Annotated in this window: 15 protein-coding genes and 1 pseudogene; 8 read left to right on the top strand and 8 right to left on the bottom strand. The window is 73.3% G+C overall.

Going from position 1 to position 17,054, the window contains the following annotated elements; genetic code table 11:
* The first annotated feature begins 23 nt into the window (after positions 1-23).
* Both ABZ873_RS19615 and ABZ873_RS19610 read left to right on the top strand, forming a co-directional pair.
* Complete coding sequence (locus ABZ873_RS19615) at positions 24-1,280, top strand: hypothetical protein (RefSeq protein ID WP_360873299.1); 1,257 nt, start codon at positions 24-26, stop codon at positions 1,278-1,280.
* A gap of 18 nt (positions 1,281-1,298) precedes the next feature.
* Entirely contained in the window at positions 1,299-1,808 is a 510-nt protein-coding gene (locus tag ABZ873_RS19610) for a TQO small subunit DoxD (protein WP_360873296.1), read from the top strand.
* Here ABZ873_RS19610 and ABZ873_RS19605 read toward each other — a convergent pair.
* Both ABZ873_RS19605 and ABZ873_RS19600 read right to left on the bottom strand, forming a co-directional pair.
* Positions 1,754-1,978, bottom strand: a complete 225-nt coding sequence (locus tag ABZ873_RS19605) for a hypothetical protein (RefSeq protein WP_360873293.1) — start codon at positions 1,976-1,978, stop codon at positions 1,754-1,756. The two genes, ABZ873_RS19610 and ABZ873_RS19605, sit on opposite strands and share 55 nt — an antisense overlap.
* Positions 1,965-3,308 (bottom strand): PspC domain-containing protein, encoded by a 1,344-nt coding sequence (locus ABZ873_RS19600; RefSeq protein WP_360873291.1) that lies wholly within the window; start codon positions 3,306-3,308, stop codon positions 1,965-1,967. Before ABZ873_RS19600 ends, ABZ873_RS19605 begins: the two co-directional genes overlap by 14 nt.
* 132 nt (positions 3,309-3,440) lie before the next feature.
* Between ABZ873_RS19600 and ABZ873_RS19595 the strand changes: the two genes are divergently transcribed.
* From ABZ873_RS19595 to ABZ873_RS19585, 3 genes are all read left to right on the top strand, one after another.
* Complete coding sequence (locus tag ABZ873_RS19595; RefSeq protein WP_360873287.1) at positions 3,441-4,736, top strand: PspC domain-containing protein; 1,296 nt, start codon at positions 3,441-3,443, stop codon at positions 4,734-4,736.
* A complete protein-coding gene (locus tag ABZ873_RS19590) occupies positions 4,733-5,431 on the top strand; it encodes a response regulator transcription factor (RefSeq protein WP_360873285.1) in 699 nt (232 codons plus the stop codon). Before ABZ873_RS19595 ends, ABZ873_RS19590 begins: the two co-directional genes overlap by 4 nt.
* A 107-nt stretch (positions 5,432-5,538) precedes the next feature.
* Positions 5,539-6,642 (top strand): alpha/beta hydrolase-fold protein, encoded by a 1,104-nt coding sequence (locus ABZ873_RS19585; protein ID WP_360873282.1) that lies wholly within the window; start codon positions 5,539-5,541, stop codon positions 6,640-6,642.
* A 48-nt stretch (positions 6,643-6,690) separates the two neighbouring features.
* Here ABZ873_RS19585 and ABZ873_RS19580 read toward each other — a convergent pair whose 3' ends face one another.
* The 3 genes from ABZ873_RS19580 to ABZ873_RS19570 form a co-directional block, all read right to left on the bottom strand.
* The gene (locus tag ABZ873_RS19580) at positions 6,691-7,755 is read right to left on the bottom strand and encodes an NlpC/P60 family protein (RefSeq protein ID WP_360873278.1); all 1,065 of its coding nucleotides are present in this window, start codon (positions 7,753-7,755) and stop codon (positions 6,691-6,693) included.
* Positions 7,756-7,902: 147 nt separating this feature from the next.
* A complete protein-coding gene (locus tag ABZ873_RS19575) occupies positions 7,903-8,256 on the bottom strand; it encodes a hypothetical protein (protein ID WP_360873275.1) in 354 nt (117 codons plus the stop codon).
* A gap of 61 nt (positions 8,257-8,317) precedes the next feature.
* The gene (locus ABZ873_RS19570; RefSeq protein WP_360873272.1) at positions 8,318-9,292 is read right to left on the bottom strand and encodes an alpha/beta hydrolase; all 975 of its coding nucleotides are present in this window, start codon (positions 9,290-9,292) and stop codon (positions 8,318-8,320) included.
* A 111-nt stretch (positions 9,293-9,403) separates the two neighbouring features.
* Between ABZ873_RS19570 and ABZ873_RS19565 the strand changes: the two genes are divergently transcribed.
* Together ABZ873_RS19565 and pcrA are read left to right on the top strand one after the other, a co-directional pair.
* Positions 9,404-9,757: a helix-turn-helix domain-containing protein gene (locus ABZ873_RS19565; protein ID WP_360873269.1), complete on the top strand. Its 354-nt coding sequence runs from the start codon at positions 9,404-9,406 to the stop codon at positions 9,755-9,757.
* Positions 9,741-12,257 (top strand): DNA helicase PcrA, encoded by a 2,517-nt coding sequence (gene pcrA, locus ABZ873_RS19560; protein ID WP_360873267.1) that lies wholly within the window; start codon positions 9,741-9,743, stop codon positions 12,255-12,257. The genes ABZ873_RS19565 and pcrA overlap by 17 nt, the downstream gene beginning before the upstream one ends.
* Before the next feature lie 82 nt (positions 12,258-12,339).
* Here the strand turns inward: pcrA and ABZ873_RS19555 are convergent, their stop codons facing one another.
* Together ABZ873_RS19555 and ABZ873_RS19550 are read right to left on the bottom strand one after the other, a co-directional pair.
* Positions 12,340-13,986: a M23 family metallopeptidase gene (locus tag ABZ873_RS19555; protein ID WP_360873264.1), complete on the bottom strand. Its 1,647-nt coding sequence runs from the start codon at positions 13,984-13,986 to the stop codon at positions 12,340-12,342.
* A gap of 220 nt (positions 13,987-14,206) precedes the next feature.
* On the bottom strand, positions 14,207-15,007 hold the full coding sequence (locus ABZ873_RS19550; RefSeq protein ID WP_360873261.1) for an alpha/beta fold hydrolase: 801 nt from the start codon (positions 15,005-15,007) through the stop codon (positions 14,207-14,209).
* A gap of 173 nt (positions 15,008-15,180) precedes the next feature.
* Here ABZ873_RS19550 and ABZ873_RS19545 point away from each other — a divergent pair, with 173 nt between their 5' ends.
* Positions 15,181-15,582, top strand: coding sequence for a cobalamin B12-binding domain-containing protein (locus ABZ873_RS19545; RefSeq protein WP_360873258.1), 402 nt, complete (start codon positions 15,181-15,183; stop codon positions 15,580-15,582).
* 162 nt (positions 15,583-15,744) lie between these two features.
* Here ABZ873_RS19545 and ABZ873_RS19540 read toward each other — a convergent pair.
* A pseudogene (locus ABZ873_RS19540) lies at positions 15,745-16,962 on the bottom strand (DUF5691 domain-containing protein); the annotation flags it as partial.
* Between the last annotated feature and the right edge of the window lie 92 nt (positions 16,963-17,054).

The following is a 17,054-nucleotide window of genomic DNA, read 5'->3' as shown; positions in this document are numbered from 1 at the left end:
TAGTTCAGAGAGGCGGCACGTACGTGGCTGTCCAAGAGATGTCCCGCGGCACCCATACCAGCGCCTGTGCCTGCGAGGAGTGCGCCCGGGAAGGCCACCGCCGCGCGGTCGCCGCCTTCCTGGAGAAGCGCGACGAGTTCGCCTCCGGCCAGGGCGTGCCGGCCGCCGTCGCCCACTCCCTCGGCGCCTCCCGCCAGTGGGTCTCCGACGAGCTGGCCCTGTCCGCCCGCACCGTCGCCGACCGCGGCCGCGAGGCCGGGAGCACCTGGCTGTACGTGTTCTCCCGGCGGGCCGTGCTCGCCGTGTGGATCGCCGCCGGGATCCTGCTGCTGGTGCAGGTCGCCGCCGCCCTCGGCACCGGCTGGTCCACCGCCCGCACCGCCGGACTGCTGGCGGGCCTGCTGCTGGCCGGGCTGCTCACCGCCGGGGCCCGCGCCCAGTCGGTGCGCGGCGGGCTGCTCGCGCCGCTGGTCGGCGAGGACAACCGGCTGTCCACCTCCAAGGCCGTGCCCTGCGCCTGGGTGCTGCTCACCGCCTTCGCCACGCTGCTGCCCGCGCTGCGGCTGGCGGCCTCGGAGCCCGGGCCCGAGCGGCGGGCGCTGTCCGCGGGCCTCGCCCTGGACCGGGCGCTGCCGCTGCTGGCGGTGGTCGCGCTGACCTCGGCCGTGGCGGTGCTCGTCCGCCGCGTGGTCTCCGTACGGATCATGGGCCAGCGGCTGCAGAAGCTGCCCGCCGACCGGCCGCGCGGGGCGGACCTGCTGACGGACGACGCGGGCCGCGGCAGCTTCCCGGACGCGCAGTACGTCCTGGTCTCCACGGCCGTCCTGGTCCACGCGGCGGCCTCGCTGGCCCGCTACCCGGACCGGCTGCCGCGGCTGCCCTGGGCGCTGGCGCTGCTGCTGGCGCTGTCGGCCGCGGTGTACCTGGCGGCGAAGTACGCGGAGGGCAGCCGCCCGCTGGTGCTGTCGGTGGTCCGCAGACGCGAGCCCGGGGACCTGGACGCCGCCGTCCGCCCCGGGGACGACATCGAGATCCGCGGCGTCGGCTTCGTGCCGCCGGGGGCCCAGACGCCCGAGATGCTGGCCCGGCTGGTGGTGCGGATCGGCGCGGTGCACGTGCACGTCCCGCTGGTGCCGGTGTCCGGCGGCTTCACCAACCCCTCCGACGCGGTGCTGACGGTGCCGGTCCCGGCGGAAGTGGAACCGGGCCGCGTCGAGGTCCAGGTGGTCACGGCCGCCGGAGTGGAATCCAACCGGTGCACCATCGACGTCGCCGAGTGAGCGGGGTAGACATGTCGCGTGACCAGAACCGAAGCACCTCCCCGGACCGACGTACCGCGCGGGCTGCGTGACCAGGCTGCCCGGTACCACCTGCTGCCCCTGCGGCTCTTCCTCGGCGTGACCTTCGTCTACGCGGGGCTCGACAAGCTCTTCGATCCCGCCTTCCTCGCCTCCTCCGGCGAGGGCTCCATCGGGGACCTGATGCGCGGGGTGCGCGACACCTCCGCCGTCCCCGCCCTCGTGGACCTGTCCCTGGAGGCCCCGGTCGGCTTCGCGGTGTTCCTCGCCGTCGCCGAGATCCTGGTGGGCCTGGGGACCCTGGCCGGGCTGCTGTCCCGTACCGCGGCCGTCGGCGGGGCGCTGATCTCGCTCAGCCTCTGGCTCACGGTGTCCTGGGCGGTGACCCCGTACTACTACGGCAACGACCTCGTCTACCTGATGGCCTGGACCCCGCTGATCCTGGCCGGTGCGCCCTATCTGTCGCTGGACTCCGAGATCCGGTCGCGCCGGTCGCGCCGCACGGCGTAGGTGACCAGCCCCACCAGCGCGGCGAGCGTGAGCCCGCCCATGGTGATCGGGACGACCGCGTACCACGGCACGTCCGCCTCGCCGGTGGTGTCGAGCAGGTAGAGCACGCCCGCGAGCAACAGGACCAGGCCCGCGATCAGCCGTCCCGGCTGGAACTCATGACGCCGCACGGGCCACCTCCACCTGTCCGATACCCGCGCTCAGGTCCAGCTCGATCGTGCCGCCCGCCTCGGTGCCGGCGTCCGGCGCGAGGGTCGCCGTGCGGTGCTGGCGGCCGGGCTGCTCGATGCGGCCCGCGTAGTCCCCGGGCAGCTGGATGTCGCCCAGCCGCCGGATGGTGATGTCGGCCCGCGCGGTGACCTCCCGGGGCAGGACCACCTTGAGCCGGCCCGCGTCGAGGGAGGCCGTGACGGGCACGGTGGTGCCCTTCGGTACGTCCAGCCCGCTCAGGTCCAGGGTGGCGAGCCCGGTACCCGCCTCGTACACCGGCTGCACCTGGGCCACCGCGGCCGGACGCCACTCGGTCTCCTCCCAGTCGGTGCCGATCTCGCGCGGCAGCACCGCGGCGCCCGCCAGCAGCCCGGAGGTGAACACGGCCAGGACGACCGTGCCGAAGCCGGTGCGGCCCAGTACGGAGCTCACCGCGAGGCCCAGACCGAAGACGACCAGGGCGGCGGCCAAGCCCGTCTGCAGGGCCTCGCCCAGCGGGCTGCCCTCCCAGTCGGCGGCCGTCCCGGCGGCTCCCGCGAGCAGGGCCAGGACGAACACCCGGCCGCCGATGCCCCCGCCCCGGCGCGCCGCAGCGGCGGGCCGCCGGGTGGTCCTGCCGGGGCCGCCGCCGGCCGCGCCCGCGGTCTCCTCGGCGTCGTCCGCGGGCCCCCACAGATAGCCCGTCGAGCCCACCGGCCCCGTCGTACCGTCCTTGACCAGCGGGTCCCGCCACCAGGACGGGCCGCCCGGGGCGGGCGGGGCCTGCGTCTCCGGAGGGGCCGGCGGATGCGCCGTACGGGGCGCGGCCGCGCCCCCCGGCCCCGCCGCGGAGGCGGGCGCCGCCTCGGGGTCGGCGGTCTGCCGGCGCCGCTGCGACCAGTACGAGGCCCCGCCCAGCGCCAGCACCACCAGCACGGAGAACACCGCCAGCGCGCCGTTGTCCAGCATCGACAGGAACAGCGCGCAGCCCACCAGGGCGGCGAACACCGCGGCCAGCGTGGCCCCCTCGACCCGGCCCGTGAGCAGCTTCTTCGCCTCGCTGTCCTCCTCGCCCTCCTGCGGCAGCAGCAGCCAGGCGAAGCCGTAGAAGATCAGGCCGACGCCGCCGGTGACCGCGAGCACGCCGAGGACGACCCGGAAGACCACCGGGTCGAGGTCGAAGTACCGGCCGAGACCGCCGCACACGCCCGCGAGGACCTTGTCGCGCCTGCTGCGGCGCAGCGGCGGCCGGGCGGCCGCCGTCCGGGGGGCCCCGGGCTCCGCCGTCGGGGCTTCGTGCACATCGGTCATGGGTCCATGGTGACGGCCCGGCTCCGGGACCCGCATCGGGCCCCGACCCTGGGACAACCCTGATATCTCCGGGGCGGAACTGGGGGGATGCCCTGATGCCGGGCCGCCGCCGCGCGTGTGAACCTTGGTGGCATGCCCGTTGCCGCCGCGCCCCGCACCCCGCACGCCCCGGACACCGACGAGCCGCCGCAGCGCAAGCTCTACCGGAGCGCCGACGGCCGCATGCTCGGCGGTGTGGCGCGCGGGCTCGCCGGGCACCTCGGGCTGCCCGTGGGCTGGGTGCGGCTGGCCTTCCTGCTGCTCTTCCTGTGGGGCGACGGCCTCGGTGTCCTGCTGTACGCCGCGTTCTGGGTGTTCGTACCGCTCGGTGTCGGCGGGCGCGCCGGGCACCGCTCCTTCTTCGAGACCCTGCCCGACGGCACCCGCCGGCTGCGCAAGCCCGACAGCGGGCAGATCACCGCGCTGATCGCCCTGTTCGTCGGCGCGGGCATCTTCATCTCCAAGGTCCAGCTCGGCGGCGCCTCCGGCCGCTACGTATGGCCGACGCTGCTGGTCGGGGCCGGGGTGGTGCTCGTATGGCGGCAGGCCGACAACGCCCGCCGGGACCACTGGCGCACGGCCTCCGGGCGGCACGGGCGGCTCTTCCAGGCGGCCCGCGCGCTCGCCGGGGTCGCGCTGGTCGGGGTGGGCCTCACCGTCTTCATCGTCGTACGGGGCTCCGCCGCGCAGCTCGGCAACGTCCTCACCGCCACCCTCGCCGTGCTCGTCGGCATCGCCCTGCTCGCGGGGCCCTGGCTGATCCGGATGACCCAGGACCTCTCCGAGGAACGCCTGATGCGCATCCGCGCCCAGGAGCGCGCCGAGGTCGCCGCCCATGTGCACGACTCCGTCCTGCACACCCTCACCCTGATCCAGCGCAACGCGGAGGACGCGGGCGAGGTCCGCCGGCTCGCCCGCGCCCAGGAGCGGGAGCTGCGCAACTGGCTGTACAAGCCCGAGGGCACCGGCAAGGACGAGGCGGAGGAGCCGGCCACCCTCGCGGAGGCCGTGAAGAAGACCGCGGCGGAGGTCGAGGACCACCACGGGGTGCCCATCGAGGTGGTCGTGGTCGGTGACTGCCCGCTGGACGAGAAGCTGGGCGCGCAGATCCAGGCCGCGCGCGAGGCGATGGTCAACGCCGCCAAGTACGGTGGCGAGGGAGGGCCGGTGCAGGTGTACGCGGAGGTGGAGGGGCAGACCGTCTTCGTGTCCGTACGGGACCGGGGGCCGGGCTTCGACATCGACGCGGTACCCGACGACCGCATGGGCGTACGAGAATCGATCATCGGCCGGATGCAGCGCAACGGCGGGACGGCACGACTGCGGTCCGCGCCCGACGGCGGCACGGAAGTCGAGCTGGAGATGGAGAGGGCGGCGAACACGGCATGACCGAGGCCGGAGAGAACACAGGCGCGGGGACGACGCGGCGGGTCCGGGTGGTGCTCGTCGACGACCACCGGATGTTCCGCACGGGTGTGCAGGCCGAGATCGGGGAGACGGCCCGGACCGGCGTGGAGGTCGTCGGTGAGGCGGCCGACGTGGACCAGGCCGTCACGGTGATCACGGCCACCCGGCCCGAGGTGGTCCTGCTCGACGTGCACCTGCCGGGCGGCGGCGGGGTCGAGGTGCTGCGGCGCTGCGCCCCGCTGATGGCGGCGGCCGAGCAGCCGGTGCGGTTCCTGGCGCTGTCGGTGTCGGACGCGGCGGAGGATGTCATCGGGGTGATCCGGGGCGGGGCGCGCGGGTATGTCACCAAGACCATCACGGGCACCGACCTGGTGGACTCCGTCTTCCGGGTGCAGGAGGGGGACGCGGTGTTCTCGCCGCGGCTGGCGGGCTTCGTGCTCGACGCCTTCGCCTCCACCGACGCGCCCCCGGTGGACGAGGACCTGGACCGGCTGACCCAGCGCGAGCGCGAGGTACTGCGGCTGATCGCGCGCGGCTACGCGTACAAGGAGATCGCCAAGCAGCTGTTCATCTCGGTGAAGACGGTGGAGTCGCACGTCTCGGCGGTGCTGCGCAAGCTCCAGCTGTCGAACCGTCACGAGCTGACCCGCTGGGCGACGGCGCGCAGGCTGGTCTGACCGCGGGGCCGCTCGCGGTGCGGCCTGCGGCGTGGCCTGCGGTGTGACCGAAACCGCAGGTCGGTGCGGCAACCGGGGCCCGGTCGGCCGCCCTCTTCGGTGGCGTGATGAGCCTGACCGGGACCCCCTTCTTCGCCACGGTGATCGCGCTGACCGCGATCGCCGTCATCCTGCCCCTCGCCCTGTGGAGCAAGGTGCGCGGCCCCGCCGCCGTGCGCACCGTCCTGCGCTTCCTGATGGTGGTGTTCGCCCAGGTCACAGCCGTCGCCGTGGTGTTCGTCGCGGTCAACAGGTCCGAGCACTTCTACAACTCGTGGGGTGACCTGCTCGGCACCGGTACGTATGTCACCGCGGCCCCCGACCTCGGCCCCGACGGGCTCGGCGGCAAGAAGGCCGCCGAGGCGCCGAAGGTGAAGCAGGAGTTCCAGCCGGTCGAGGGGCTGGGCGGCCGGGTACGCAAGACCGAGCTCGACGGGAAGATATCCGGGGTCAAGGGCGACGTCCTGGTGTGGCTGCCGCCGCAGTACGACGACCCCGCCTTCAAGGACAAGAAGTTCCCGGTGGTCGAGCTGATCCCCGGCATCCCGGGCACCGGCAAGTCCTGGTTCCAGGGGCTCAAGGCGCACGAGGTGCTGGAGCCGCTGATGAAGAGCGGCAAGGTCCAGCCGTTCATCCTGGTCTCGCCGCGCGCCATGCTGCTCGGCAACGGCGACACCGGCTGCGCCAACCTCCCGGGCAAGGTCAACGCGGACAGCTGGTTCAGCGTCGACGTCCGCAAGATGGTCGTGGACAACTTCCGCGCCTCGGACGAGGCCCGTACCTGGGGTGTGGCCGGCTATTCGGCGGGTGCATACTGCGCCGCCAAACTGGCCATCCTCCACCCTGACCGCTACAGCGCGGCCGTCTCCCTCTCCGGCTACAACGACCCCGGCCAGGAGCCGACCTCGCTGGTCGCCCAGGACCCGCAGACGCGGACCGCCCACAACCTGAAAACCCTGCTCAAGGCGCAGCCGGCCCCGCCCGCCGTCTCGCTGTGGCTGTCCGGCGCCGAACAGGACGGCTACCTGTCCGGCATGGACCTCAAGGGGATCGCGCAGAAGCCGACGGCGGTGCACGCGGAGAAGGTCACCGGCGGCCACAACCTCGAATCGTGGTCGAAGCAGCTGCCGCAGACCTTCGGCTGGCTGAGCGGCGTGGTCAAGGCGCCGTAGCGGCTCCGGGCGGGTGCCGGGCGCTTCCGGGCGGTTGCGAGGGCTGCCTCACGCGGGACGGGAGGCCCCCGCCCAGGGCATCGAGTCGATCGGGGCCAGGCGGACCGTGGAGCCGGGGCGCGGGGCGTGGACCATCTGGCCGTTGCCGACGTAGAGGCCGACGTGGGTCACCCCGGAGTAGAAGAACACCAGGTCACCGGGGGCGAGCTGGTCGCGGGAGACGCGCCGGCCGGCGTTGATCTGGGTGTAGGTGGTGCGGGGCAGGCCCACCCCGGCCGCGCGCCAGGCCGCCTGGGTGAGGCCCGAGCAGTCGTAGGAGCCGGGCCCGGTCGCGCCCCAGACGTACGGCTTGCCGATCGCCCCGTACGCGAAGGCCACGGCGCGGGCGGCGCGGGAGCCGTCGGCGGGGGCCGGGGCAGCGGTGGCCGCGCGGGTGGCGGTGGCGGAGGCGGCGCTGCCCGGGGTGGTACCGCCGGGGGCCTGGGCCTCGTACGCGGCGCGTTCCTCGGCGGTGAGCCTGGCCAGCAGCCGCTTCGCGGTGTCCAGCTTCTGCTCGATCTCGGTCTTGTGCCGGGCCAGCTCGTCCTGGCGGGCGCGCAGCTCGTCGAGGCGGCCGGACGCCTGCTCGCGCAGTTTCCCGACCTCGTCCAGCCGGCGGCGTACGGTGCTGATCCCGGCGGCGTTGCGCTCCCCGGCGCGGGAGATGAAGGCCGCCTGGGCCAGGTACTCCTGCGGGTCCTCGGCGAGCGCGAGCTGCATGGCCGTGCCCAGGGAGCCGCTGCGGTACTGGGAGGCGGCGAGGGTGCCGAGCGCGCTGCGGGCGGTGTTCAGCTGCTCGGTCCTGCGGGCGGTCTCCTCGCGCAGGCCCGTCAGGGAGCGCTCGGCCTCGTCGGCCCGCTCCTTCGCCCCGTTGTACCGCTCGGTCGCCGCCTCGGCCTCCTCGTAGAGCCGGTCCACCTCCGAGGTGATCTGCGCGGCGGTGGGCCGGGGGTCGGCCTGGGAGGTGCCTTCGAGGGCGGTGGCGGTGGCAGCGCCCGCGAGGGCGAGGGTGGCGGCGGTGCGTACCGTGCCGCCGGAGAGCGGGCGCTGCCTGGGCTTTCGGTGACTGGCCACCAGGGCCTCACGTCCTTTCCTCTGCCGGGCCCGGTCGGGGCTCGGGGGCTCGGAGGAGGACGCTAGACCGGAAGGTAACGGGCGGATGACGGGATGATCGCAAGTGTTCCGATGCGACCGGAGATGTCCGGCCCGGACCGCTGGAGATCAGGTCCAGAGGACGGCGATAAAGATATTGACCACGGTCAGTCCGCCGACCGCGGCGAAGATCCCCTTCTCCACCCGCTCCTCGTCGCGCTTGACGTAGACGAGGGCGAGGATCACGAAGAGGATCGCCAGCTTCACACCGATCTTGATGTTGTTGACCGTCCCGCCGTCCATCTCGCGGAAGCCCACGAGCAGGACGCCCGTGACGAGCATGGTCAGCGCGCCGTGCAGCATGGCGGGCACGAAGCGGGCGGTGCCGGCGCCCATCGCCTTCATCTGGGTGAGGAAACCGCCGAGCAGCGAGGCGATGCCGATGATGTGAAGGCCGACGAAAACGTGGATCAGGACGCTCATGGCGTCGAGCGTACGGACCCCCTCCCGGCCGCCCCCGACCGGGCCCCCGCCCCCGCGGCACTCACCCGAGGAAGCGCAGCAGCTCCGCCGTGACGGCCTCCGGCCGTTCCTCCGGGAGGTAGTGCCCGGCGCCGTCGACGCGGACCACCCGGGTGTCGGTGCCCAGGGCCGGGACGCTCTCGCGCAGCACCTCGTAATTGCTGTACTCGCCGCCGAGGGCGAGCAGCGGGGCGTCCACGGGGGCGGCGCGGCCGACGAGGTCGGCGATGTCCTGGGGGAAGGCGCGGTACCAGTCGTTGCCGGAGCGGATCGCCTCGGCGGAGTCGTAGGCGCGGGCGTAGACGGCGCGGGAGCGGGCGTCGATGGTGCCGGGGTCGGCGGCGGCCTGGGAGAAGAGCCAGTCCAGCAGGAGGTGGTAGCGGCCGGCGAGCAGTTGCTCGGGCAGGCCGTGCACCTGGTTGAAGGCGAACCACCACAGGTGGTGGGCGCCGGGGCGGGGCAGCAGCGGCATCCGGGCCCAGTCCTCGTCGGGGTGCGCGACGTCGAGGAGCACGACGCGGCCGGTGGCCTCGGGGTGGTCGGCGGCGAAGGCGTAGGCCACCATCGCGCCGATGTCGTGGCCGACGAGGTGCGCCCGCTCCACTCCGAGGTGGGTGAGCAGGGCCCGGATGTCGGCGGCCATCGTCCGCTTGTCGTAGCCGCCCTCCGGTTTGGCCGAGCCGCCCATGCCGCGCAGGTCCACGGCGATGACCCGGTACCGGCGGGCCAGGGCCGGCATCACCTTGTGGAACTGCCACCAGGTCTGCGGCCAGCCGCCGAGCAGGACGAGGGGAGGCGCGGTGGGGTCGCCGCCGGCACCGTTGTCGGCATTGTCGGCATTGTCGACGTAGTGCAGCCGTGTCCCGTTGACCTCGGCGTGGTGGCTGCTGAAGCCGCCGTCGAGGGAGGCGGCGAGCGAGGCGTCGTCGAGCGGTCCGAGGCCGGTGGGCGCGGTGGTGGCGCTGACGTTGGCCGGGGTGGTGGTGGTGCCGGGCATGGGAGTCCTTCCGCGGGCGGGGTGACCGTACGAAGATCTCGTACGGTCGGACTGTACGAGATCTTCGTACGGTCCGGCAATGTCCGTACGAGAACTGCGTACAGTGGGGGCATGCCTGCCGCCGCCTCCGCCGAACCCGCGCACCCCGCCGCCGACCGGCTCGACCTGGCCGAGGTGCTCGCCGCGCTCGGGCACCCCGTCCGGCTGGAGATCGTCCGCAAGCTGGCCTCGGGCGAGGAGACCTTCTGCGGCGAGGTCGTCCCCGACCTGCCCCGTTCGAGCGTCACGCACCACCTGCGGACGCTCCGTGAGAGCGGGGTCATCTGCCAGCGCCCCCAGGGCCGCAAGCTCTACCTCGCGCTGCGCCGCGAGGACCTGGAGATCCGTTTCCCCGGTCTCCTGGAACTCGTCCTGGCCTGTCGGTCCCGCCCCCTAGACTCGGATTGCGATGAGCAGCCTCTTTGACGACAGCTTCCTGGCGGACCTCACCCCCTCCGACGAGGTCCCCCCGCCGCCCGAGGAGCACCCCGCCCCGGAGGCGGGTGCCGACGACCTCTTCGGGGGCCGCTTCGACGCGCCCATGAGCGGGGACGCGTACTACCGGGACGGCGCCCCCAAGCCCGTCATCGACCCGGCGGCCCTCCTCGACGGGCTCAACGAGCAGCAGGCCGCGGCCGTGGTTCACGCGGGCACCCCGCTGCTCATCGTGGCCGGAGCCGGCTCCGGCAAGACCCGGGTGCTGACCCACCGCATCGGCCACCTGCTGGCCGCGCGGAACGTCCACCCCGGCCAGATCCTCGCGATCACCTTCACCAACAAGGCCGCGGGCGAGATGAAGGAACGCGTCGAGGGCCTGGTCGGCCCGCGCGCGAACGCCATGTGGGTCTCCACCTTCCACAGCGCGTGCGTCCGCATCCTGCGCCGCGAGTCCAAGCGGCTCGGCTTCACCTCCTCCTTCTCGATCTACGACGCGGCCGACTCCAAGCGCCTGATGGCGCTGGTCTGCCGGGACCTGGACCTCGACCCGAAGAAGTTCCCGCCGAAGTCGTTCAGCGCCAAGATCTCGAACCTCAAGAACGAGCTCATAGACGAGGACGCCTTCGCCGGTCAGGCCGCCGACGGATTCGAGAAGACCCTCGCCCAGGCGTACGCGATGTACCAGGGGCGGCTGCGCGAGGCCAACGCGCTCGACTTCGACGACATCATCATGACCACCGTCCACCTCCTCCAGGCGTTTCCGGACGTGGCCGAGCACTACCGCCGCCGCTTCCGCCACGTCCTTGTCGACGAGTACCAGGACACCAACCACGCGCAGTACACCCTGGTCCGCGAGCTGGTCGGCACCGGCTACCCGGACCTGCCGCCGGCCGAGCTGTGCGTGGTGGGTGACGCCGACCAGTCGATCTACGCCTTCCGCGGCGCGACCATCCGCAACATCCTCCAGTTCGAGGAGGACTACAAGGACGCGACGACGATCCTGCTGGAGCAGAACTACCGCTCCACCCAGACGATCCTCTCCGCCGCCAACGCCGTCATCGAGCGCAACGAGAACCGCCGCGCCAAGAACCTGTGGACCGAGGCGGGCACCGGCGCGGGGATCACCGGCTACGTCGCGGACACCGAGCACGACGAGGCCCAGTTCGTCGCGGACGAGATCGACCGGCTCACCGACGCCGGGGACGCCAAGGCGGGCGATGTCGCGATCTTCTACCGGACCAACGCGCAGTCCCGTGTGTTCGAGGAGATCTTCATCCGGGTCGGCCTGCCCTACAAGGTCGTCGGCGGCGTCCGCTTCTACGAGCGCAAGGAGGTCCGCGACGTCCTCGCGTACCTGCGCGTCCTCGCGAACCCCGAGGACAACGTCCCGCTGCGCCGCATCCTGAACGTCCCCAAGCGCGGCATCGGGGAGCGCGCCGAGGCGATGATCGACGCGCTCGCGCAGCGCGAGAAGATCACCTTCCCGCAGGCGCTGCGCCGCGTGGACGAGGCGTTCGGCATGGCCGCCCGCTCCACCAACGCCGTGAAGCGGTTCAACGTCCTCATGGAGGAGCTGCGCACCATCGTCGACTCGGGCGCCGGCCCGGCGGTGGTGCTGGAGGCGGTCCTGGAGCGCACGGGCTATCTGGCCGAGCTCCAGGCGTCGACCGACCCGCAGGACGAGACCCGTATCGAGAACCTGCAGGAACTCGCGGCGGTGGCGCTGGAGTTCGAGCAGGGCCGCGAGGCCGCGGCGGCCGAGGCACCGGAGGGCGCGGCTCCGGCCGGTCCCGGGACCCTGGCCGAGTTCCTGGAGCAGGTCGCCCTCGTGGCCGACTCCGACCAGATCCCCGACGAGGACGAGGACGGCTCCGGCGTCATCACCCTGATGACCCTGCACACCGCCAAGGGCCTGGAGTTCCCGGTGGTCTTCCTGACCGGCATGGAGGACGGGGTCTTCCCGCACATGCGCGCGCTGGGCCAGACCAAGGAGCTGGAGGAGGAGCGCCGCCTCGCCTACGTCGGCATCACGCGGGCCCGCGAGCGGCTGTACCTGACCCGGTCGAGCATGCGCAGCGCCTGGGGCACGCCCTCGTACAACCCGCCGTCGCGGTTCCTGGAGGAGATCCCGGACCAGTACCTGCGGTGGAAGCGCACGGGCGCCGCGCAGAAGCCGGCCGGTCCGGTGCGCGGCTCGGGCTACGGCTCGGGGACCGGCGGCGGCCGCTCGTCCTTCGGCACCTCGCCCGAGGCGTTCCTGTCCTCGGCGCGTACGAAGTCGGGCCCGTCCGGGTTCGCGACGCGGCGGGCCTCCGACAAGCCGGTCATCGCGCTGTCGGTGGGGGACCGGGTCACGCACGACCAGTTCGGGCTGGGCACGGTGACCGAGGTCAAGGGGGCCGGTGCGGACGCGCAGGCCACCATCGACTTCGGGGACGAGAAGCCCAAGCGGCTGCTGCTGCGGTACGCGCCGGTGCAGAAGCTCTGAGGGAGCCGCCCGCCGGTATGCAAATGCCCGGCAGCGGTCTCGCTGCCGGGCATGCGTGGAGTGGTTCGGGTCGTGGTGGCCGTTAGCGCGGGTCGAGGCCCTTGGTGCGCAGCCAGGCCAGCGGGTCGATCGCGGAGCCGCCGCCGGGCCGGACCTCGAAGTGCAGGTGCGGGCCGGTGGAGTTGCCGGAGTTGCCCGAGTAGGCGATGACCTCGCCCGCCTTGACCTTGCCGCCGCGGATCTTGGTGGAGCTGAGGTGGCAGTACCAGGTCTCGGTGCCGTCGGGGGCGGTCACTATGGCCATGTTCCCGTAGGCGCTGTTGTACTGCGTGCGCACGGTGCCGTCGGTGGCCGCCATGACCGGGGTGCCGTAGGAGACGGGGAAGTCGATGCCGGTGTGCACCGACATCCACATGCCGCCGGCCTGGCCGAAGCTGGCGCTGAGGCCGTGCTGCGCGACCGGGATCGCGAACTTGGGGCGGGCGGCCTCCTTGGCCGCGGCCTCCTCGGCCTTTTTCTTCTTTTCCTCTTCCTGGCGTTCGCGCAGGTCGATGCGCTCCTGCGTGCGGCTCGCGCGGTCCGCGAAGTCGCCCGCGTCGGCGCTGAGCGCGACCAGTTGGGTGTCGAGCTTGGTGTTCGCCGCGACCGGCTTCACCGAGGCCGGGTCGGGCGCGGCCATCGTGGTGGTCTCCTCGGCCGGCTTCTCCGTGCCGGTGAGACCGCCGACGGAGGCGGCCGCGACACCCGCCACGCCCATCACGCAGGCGGAGGGGACGGCGACGGTGAGCAGGGCGGAGCGCTTGGCCGGGCTACGCCGACGGCTCCCGGCCGCCTTGGCGGCGGTGCCCGAGGCGGCGGAAGCGGCCGAAGTGGCCGCGGCGGCCTTGGTGGCCTTGCCCGTGGCGGACTTGGCGTTGCCCTTGGCGGCGGTACGGCGTGCCGAGCGCGGGCCGGCGGCGGTGACGGGCATGGCCTGGGTGGGCATGTCGTGGACGCCGTGCAGGGCGTGGACCTCGGGCAGTTCGAACATCTCGGTCGGCGCGTAGCTCTGGGCGTCCGGGCCGGGGGTGTTGTCGGTGCCGTCGGTGAGCACCTCGAAGACGGCGGTCTCGCTGTACGCGAGGGCCACGGCCTCGGGGTCGGCGTGGACCGGCTCCATGCCGGCGACGACGGTGGCCTCGTAGGCGTACTCGTGCGGCTGTGACTGCGAGTGCGGCTGAGGCTGCGAATGGGGCTGCGGGTATCCGTAGCCGTAGTCCGGGGTGTCCGTCAGGCCGGGCGCCTCGGCCGGGGCCGGGTCCGCGGTGACGGTGTTCCAGGCGGTGGCGTCGTAGGCGCCGGTCTCGGTGCCGGTGGTGCCGAAGCCCGGCATCGCCCAGTGGCCGGTCTGCTCGGCGGAGGTGTCGTAGCCGAAGGAGGCCGTCCCGTACGCGGCGTAGCCGGACATGTCGCCGTTCGCGGCGTTCGCGGTGTTCCAGGCGTTCGCGTCCCAGGCTCCGGTGGTGTCCTCGGAGACGGACTGGGAGGGGATCGTGCCGGGGTAAGCCTCGTGCGCGGTCCAGGCGGTGGTGTCGTACGCGCCGGTCTCATAGGAGCCGTAGGCCGCGTAGTTGACGCCATGGCCCTGCGTTTCATAGGAAACATAGGGCGACTCGCCTGCGAAAGCGGTGGTGGAAAGGCCGTCATACCCGGCATCCGGGTACTGGCCCGACGTGGGGCGGTCGTTCACCAACTTCTCTTTCGCCTCGGCAGTGGGGCCTGGGTGGCCGGGAACTCGACGTTCACCGGAGGAGAGCAGTGGCGTGACTGTACCCGGCGGTCACTCCGCTCGACAATCTTCGCCGGGTCCCCAGATCTCCGGAACCGGGCATTCAGCCGCCATTCGGTCGCCGAAAGACGCAGCCTTGGCCTTGAGTTCGAAATTAGTTCGACTGGGTGTGGCCGGGCGACTAGGCGACGGAAGCGGTGTCCGCGGCGGCGGAGGCGAGCGATCCGGGGCCGTCCAGGGCGCGCCGCACCGCCGCGATGACGGCGGGGTGCCGGGGCAGCGCGAGATGTCCGATCCCGGTGACCTGCACGTTCTCCGCGCGTAAGTCGGCGTGTTCGATCCGGGCCGTGCCGACGGGGGACATGAGCGTGTCGAACTCGCTCCAGAACGCCACGCATCGCGTGGCACAGCCGGGCGCCGGTGCCGCCAGCTCGGTGAGCACCTCGGAGCCCGGGCGCAGTTGCCGGACGAGCGGGTGCGCGTCCATGAAGGGGGCGGCCCGTGTACCGGAATGGGGGGTGCCGAGGGTGACGAGGGTGCGCACGCGGGCGTCGCCGCCGAGGCGCTGCACGTAGTACCGGCCGACGAGCCCGCCCAGGCTGTGCCCGACGAGGTCCACACGGTCCTGCCCGGTGCGCTCGCACAGCTCCTCGACACGCCGGGCGAGATGGCGGGCGGCGACCCGCAGGTCGAGGGTGAGGGGCGAGTAGTTGTACGCTTCCACGTGCCGCAGGCCGTCCGCGCCGAGGGCGCGGCGCAGCAGGACGAAGACGGAGCGGTTGTCGGTGAAGCCGTGGAGGAGGAGCGCGGGCGGGCGGCGGCCGGCGGAGGGGCGCGGGGCCGCGGGCCGCTCCTGGAGCATGCCGGTGGCGTAGAGGAGGAGGTGCCCGCCGAGCACCACGATCTCCAGCGCGCCGGCCCGCAGCGCGGCGCCGGACCGGGGGAGGGTGGCGGGTACGACCATCGGTATGAGCAGCCCCATCGACGGCCTCCCCTGAGCCTCGCGGGACCCCGGGCGCCGCGCCACCGTGCCGTGCGGCTGTCGGCACGGTGGCGCAATGCCGTCCCACGTGTGATTTCCCCCTCGTGATTGACCGCGAAACGGTGGCGTGCGCGATGCTGTACTTAACGTTCGTTCACTCGGGAGGCAGTGCGATGGGTGTGACCGGTCCGATCCGTGTGGTGGTGGCCAAGCCGGGTCTCGACGGCCACGACCGCGGGGCCAAGGTGATCGCGCGGGCGCTGCGGGACGCGGGTATGGAGGTCATCTACACCGGCCTCCACCAGACCCCCGAGCAGATCGTGGACACCGCGATCCAGGAGGACGCCGACGCGATCGGCCTGTCGATCCTCTCGGGCGCGCACAACACGCTGTTCGTGCGCGTGCTGGAGCTCCTGAAGGAGCGCGACGCGGAGGACATCAAGGTCTTCGGCGGCGGGATCATCCCGGAGGACGACATCGCCCCGCTCAAGGAGAAGGGCGTGGCGGAGATCTTCACCCCGGGCGCGACGACCACGGCCATCGTCGACTGGGTCAACACCCACGTCCGCCAGTAGCCGCATACTCCGGCGGACTCCGCCGCACGCCGCCGGACTTCGCCGCACGCCAGCGGACTCCGGCGGACTCCGGCGTTCTCCGCAGGACCCCGCCGGATTCCTGGGGGCGCCGGGCAGCGCCCCGCACTCCCCCCCCCCCCGGGATCCGTGGTGCGGGCCCGGTCATGAAGCCGGCGGGGACAGCTCCGCCAGCATCGTGGCGCGGAGGTGGAGGGTGGCCGAGAGGCGCTGGAAAGCCTCCGTCCAGTAGGACGCGGCGCCCGCGGAGCCGTCCGGCGGGTTCTCCGCGGCCGCGGTCAGGGCCTCCAGGCGGCCCGCCTCCGCGGGGTCGAGGCAGCGCTCGGCCAGGCCCATCACCCCGCTGAAACTCCACGGGTAACTCCCCGCGTCCCGCGCGGTGTCCAGCGCGTCCACCACCGCGCGCCCCAGCGCCCCCGCCCAGGGCACCACGCACACCCCGAGCAGCTGGAACGCCTCCGACAGCCCGTGGGCGCGGACGAACTCCGCCACCCACTCGGCCCGTTCCCCGTCCGGCAAGGACTCCAGCAGCTTCGCCCGCTCCGCGAGCGAGGCCGTCCCCGGCCCTGCGGCCGGCGGGGCCGACGGCGGGCCGAGCAGGGCCCGCGACCACTCCGCGTCCCGCTGCCGCACCGCCGCCCGGCACCACGCCGCGTGCAGCTCCTCCGTCCAGCCCTCGGCCGCCGCCACCGGCAGCGCCACGATCTCCGCCGGCCCGAGCCCCCCGAACCGCTCGCGCCAGCACGACAGCGGCGCGGCCTCCACCAGCTGCCCGAGCCACCAGGCCCGTTCGCCCCGCCCGGCGGGCGGCCGCTTCACCACCCCGTCGCGCAGCATCCCCGCGTCGCAGTCGGCCGGCGGGGTCACCCCCTCCGGTCCCACGCAGGCCAGCGCCCGCTGCGCCATCCGGCCCGCCAGCGCCGACCGCGGCAGTGCGGACAGCAGCTCGGCCGCCGTCGCGCGGACATTGCGGCTGCGGTCCCCGAGGGCCTCCTCCAGGAAGGGCTCGTCCCCCTCCGAGAGCCCCGCCCGCAGCGAATCGAGGAACATCAGCCGGTCCTCGGCCCGTTCGCTCGCCCAGGTCGTCGCCAGCAGCCGCGGAGCCGCCGCCGCCTCGTGCGCCCGTACGGCGCCCAGCAGCGCCACCCGTTCCGCGAACAGGCCCTCCTGCCACAGCCGTTCCACCGCTGCCGGATCCCTCACGTCCGGCAGCTCCCCGCCGCCCGCCCCGCCGCGCAGCGCGAAGCGCCAGTCCGGATTCATCCGGGCCAGCCACAGCCCCCGCGTCCCCGCCAGGGCCAGCGCCTGCGGCCGGAGATCCGTACGCGCCCGCGCGGCGTCCAGCAGCGCCGGTACGAGGGCGGTGCTGCTGGTCGGCTGGGAGGTCATGGGCATCTGCTCCTACTTCCTCGTCGGCCACTCCTGGGAGACCGAAGCGGCCCGCTCCGCCTCCC

It is taken from the genome of Streptomyces sp. NPDC047014, assembly GCF_040644195.1.
Lineage (GTDB): Bacteria > Actinomycetota > Actinomycetes > Streptomycetales > Streptomycetaceae > Streptomyces.
The sequence above is the reverse complement of the archived record's forward strand: the minus strand, read 5'-3'. Positions and strand labels throughout refer to the sequence as shown.

Excerpts from the sequence above, each read along its gene's own strand:
- ABZ873_RS19550 (WP_360873261.1), bottom strand. The coding sequence starts at position 15,007 with ATGGGGCTGCTCATACCGATGGTCGTACCCGCCACCCTCCCCCGGTCC.
- ABZ873_RS19595 (WP_360873287.1), top strand. The coding sequence starts at position 3,441 with ATGCCCGTTGCCGCCGCGCCCCGCACCCCGCACGCCCCGGACACCGAC.
- pcrA (WP_360873267.1), top strand. The coding sequence starts at position 9,741 with ATGAGCAGCCTCTTTGACGACAGCTTCCTGGCGGACCTCACCCCCTCC.
- ABZ873_RS19545 (WP_360873258.1), top strand. The coding sequence starts at position 15,181 with ATGGGTGTGACCGGTCCGATCCGTGTGGTGGTGGCCAAGCCGGGTCTC.
- ABZ873_RS19600 (WP_360873291.1), bottom strand. The coding sequence starts at position 3,308 with ATGACCGATGTGCACGAAGCCCCGACGGCGGAGCCCGGGGCCCCCCGG.
- ABZ873_RS19585 (WP_360873282.1), top strand. The coding sequence starts at position 5,539 with ATGAGCCTGACCGGGACCCCCTTCTTCGCCACGGTGATCGCGCTGACC.
- ABZ873_RS19590 (WP_360873285.1), top strand. The coding sequence starts at position 4,733 with ATGACCGAGGCCGGAGAGAACACAGGCGCGGGGACGACGCGGCGGGTC.
- ABZ873_RS19565 (WP_360873269.1), top strand. The coding sequence starts at position 9,404 with ATGCCTGCCGCCGCCTCCGCCGAACCCGCGCACCCCGCCGCCGACCGG.
- ABZ873_RS19575 (WP_360873275.1), bottom strand. The coding sequence starts at position 8,256 with ATGAGCGTCCTGATCCACGTTTTCGTCGGCCTTCACATCATCGGCATC.
- ABZ873_RS19570 (WP_360873272.1), bottom strand. The coding sequence starts at position 9,292 with ATGCCCGGCACCACCACCACCCCGGCCAACGTCAGCGCCACCACCGCG.